This window comes from Candidatus Cloacimonadota bacterium, assembly GCA_020532355.1.
Taxonomy (GTDB): domain Bacteria; phylum Cloacimonadota; class Cloacimonadia; order Cloacimonadales; family Cloacimonadaceae; genus UBA5456.
This window is the reverse complement of record JAJBBD010000036.1, coordinates 1-2,872: the sequence shown is the minus strand read 5'-3', so window position 1 is coordinate 2,872 and position 2,872 is coordinate 1. Positions and strand designations below refer to the sequence as shown.

Here is a 2,872-nt window from a genome sequence, read left to right as displayed (position 1 = left end):
CTAAGTAGTGATCTCAGGTCTTGCTCAACTATATTGGGCGTAGGATATGGCTCTATGCTCACCCATGTTTTACAATCCAAGTCATGCAAGCTCTTCATGCTTGCCAAGCGCGTGGGATAATCTATAGAAAATGGCTCATACTGCTTTCTAAAGTCTTCATCGAAAGAAACTAAAGAAATGCCCCATTCATGCTTTCTATCAAACTTAGAAAGCTCGTGAGGGAGAACTCCTTTAGTAAGTGCTGTGCATTTTATACCATAATGATCCAGTAGCTTGATGATTTCAAGGCTCAATTCAGTTACTTCAGGATGTCCATACATAAATGGGTCGGTGGTAAAGCAAAGATGCACAGACTTAATGCTTTTCTGCTTCTTTGGGATCTCTTTCCTTAACAGATCAATAGCATTTTCAACGAGCTTGGGTTCCAGCCAATCTTGATAGTCTTTTATCCTGCCAAATCTGCGAGCCATCATAAATGCATAACAGGGATAAGTGCAGCCATGTGAGCATCCTAAGACATGGTTGATGGTATAATCTCCGTACTCAACACCTGTTTTGTAAAGCAAGGTTTTTCTTATCATTATTAGTAAATCTCAATTATGTCTTTTTTGGTCGGTTTACTGCTTTGCCTCTTCGATGAAACACGCCTAATATTCGCCAACTGTCTGTTGTATAGACTTAATACTGCAGAAGATATGTCTTTGCCAAGATATGGTGTTGTATCTATCATTTTATCAAGTAACTCATCGAATGACTCTCGGGAATTCTTGAAATTAGTGCTAATATATGATTCGATCTCTTGGACAGGATCTTCAATTAGATCGAAAATGAAGCTCTGATTCTGATTTTTACCAATATACTCTATCTTTCCATGATTCAACTCGGCAAAACATGCCTTCATAATCTCACATCCTCTTACATGGTTAGTCAAATGAATCATATAAAAGTAAGTCCGATCTATCGATGGAAAACATATCCTGTATGGGAGGACGTATCTCGAGAACTGCTTGAATTGGTTCCTTATCAAGTCTACAATGCACGCTTCTCGTTCAATTCCATGAAGCTGTTGGCAATCCCTCCATTCAGTGCAGCCGAAAAGTTCATCCATTGTATTGTCAACTTTACCTGAACTGATGCCTCTATTAACGGCATTGAACATAAAATTGAAATAAACTTCGCTGTTTTTTACAGACATAAGGCGTTTTATTGTTTCTAGCTTGATTTTATACCCATATGGATCTATCAAAAAGAATGTGGGACTAAGTGTTTTTCCTTTAGCTTCTAACATAGCAAGCTCGGTATTGATGTATGCTTCGAAATCGGCGTTGATTAACTCATAACTGCAATTGCAATTAAATAGTTTGAAGGCCTGAGGAATGTTATCCGTGCAATTCTTATCAATATCAAGTATTGTAACACAACAATCTCTTTTGAGAGAGATAGCATTCTGCTCAATAATCTGGGCTGCGATGATAGGACTACCTGGTTGTAGGTTACCATTATCATCATATAGCCCACAACCACCAAAACAATCAATGAAGTTTAGAGGGCTATCTTTACCAACGATTTTGACCCATGTGTCGAAGTACGAAGCGAAGACTTGATGTTTGATCTTGGTCTGCTCCTCGTACTTGCATGCATAATAGGGCTTTCCTGGGTATGTAACAATGTTGTGAGTTGCCATAAGAATTACATCACCTCCTAATTTACGAATGTCTTAGCTTTCCTGAGTCTATTAGCTGTCAGCTCAAGCATTCCAGCATATAGCTCTTTAATCTCCAGGTCAGTCAATCCAAGAGCTCGAAAGACTACTTCATCCAGGGCTTTTCTATCAGGTAAGGGATTTGCATTCATAAAGGAACCAGCCTTAGGATCAACCTGGAGCTCTCGAAATATACTGTAAACCTCTCTAAATCTAAATGGATTAATAACTTGCTCAAGATTATCTGAGCGAAGTAGCTTAGGATCAATAACATAAAGATTCCTCACTTCGAAAACCTGATTTTTTAGAGCACCCTCACCAAGTGCCGTTCTCCCATTTAGTTCAGTGAAAAAAGCAGTCATAGTGCAATTAAGAGCTATGAGTGTTTCCATCTCATACTCTTTGAATTCCTTGTTAAGGGTTACTTGATTGAGGACACAGTCTGCTGGATACTTCTGGTTTAAACAAAAAATGAAACGCTCATTAATTATCTGTCCCTGTATGAAATCGGCAATATCTAAAGAAGGGAGTGAATACCAAGGTTGTCTCCCAATAACAGTCGGACGTTTATGGTACTGCTCCATTTCTCCATCTTCAATATACACCTTCAATGCTAAATTGTCAGTGAGCTCTTTGGGGTTCACAACTAACAGTCTATGCTCCAGGCATGATTCATCAAGAAATATGCCGCGAATTTCTGCTGGTTTGCGAACAACTGTAATCCATGATGATCGACCAAGGTGATCTATGATGGGATTACTCGCATGCGCATAAAAGAACTCATTTGCTCCTGTTTTTATGCCAAATTTGACATCCGCAATATCACCGAGCTTCACAAGTTTATCCTTTGCTTTCTCCATGATGGTGAAATAGATATTGGGGGCCTTTAGGTATATTCCACCCCATTTAGAGCCCTTATATTTCTTAGCACTACTATTTTCCCATCCTTCCTTACTCAGAGTATCTCTGGCAACAACGTTTACTCTCAGATCGTCATATTCTATTCGTTTATCTGTTCCTTCTATGGCAAGCAGATTCTCGGTATAGAGAGAGTTTTCAAAGGGCAGCTTGAAGGCAGCAAAGCGGATCAAATCATCAGCCCGAACCGTTCTTTGCCAAGCTCCGATCACTGAGATTATGGTGTTAATTCCGGCATTTCGGAATACGCGT

Annotated in this window: 3 protein-coding genes; all 3 read right to left on the bottom strand. The window is 39.4% G+C overall.

The window, feature by feature from the left end; all coding sequences use genetic code 11:
- On the bottom strand, positions 1-581 hold a 581-nt coding region (locus LHW48_01045), incomplete at its 3' end, for a radical SAM protein (GenBank protein MCB5259049.1).
- Positions 582-583: 2 nt separating this feature from the next.
- Entirely contained in the window at positions 584-1,684 is a 1,101-nt protein-coding gene (gene tcmP, locus LHW48_01040; GenBank protein ID MCB5259048.1) for a three-Cys-motif partner protein TcmP, read from the bottom strand.
- Between the two features lie 17 nt (positions 1,685-1,701).
- Positions 1,702-2,872, bottom strand: a 1,171-nt coding sequence (locus LHW48_01035) for a hypothetical protein (GenBank protein MCB5259047.1), incomplete at its 5' end; no start/stop codon positions are given.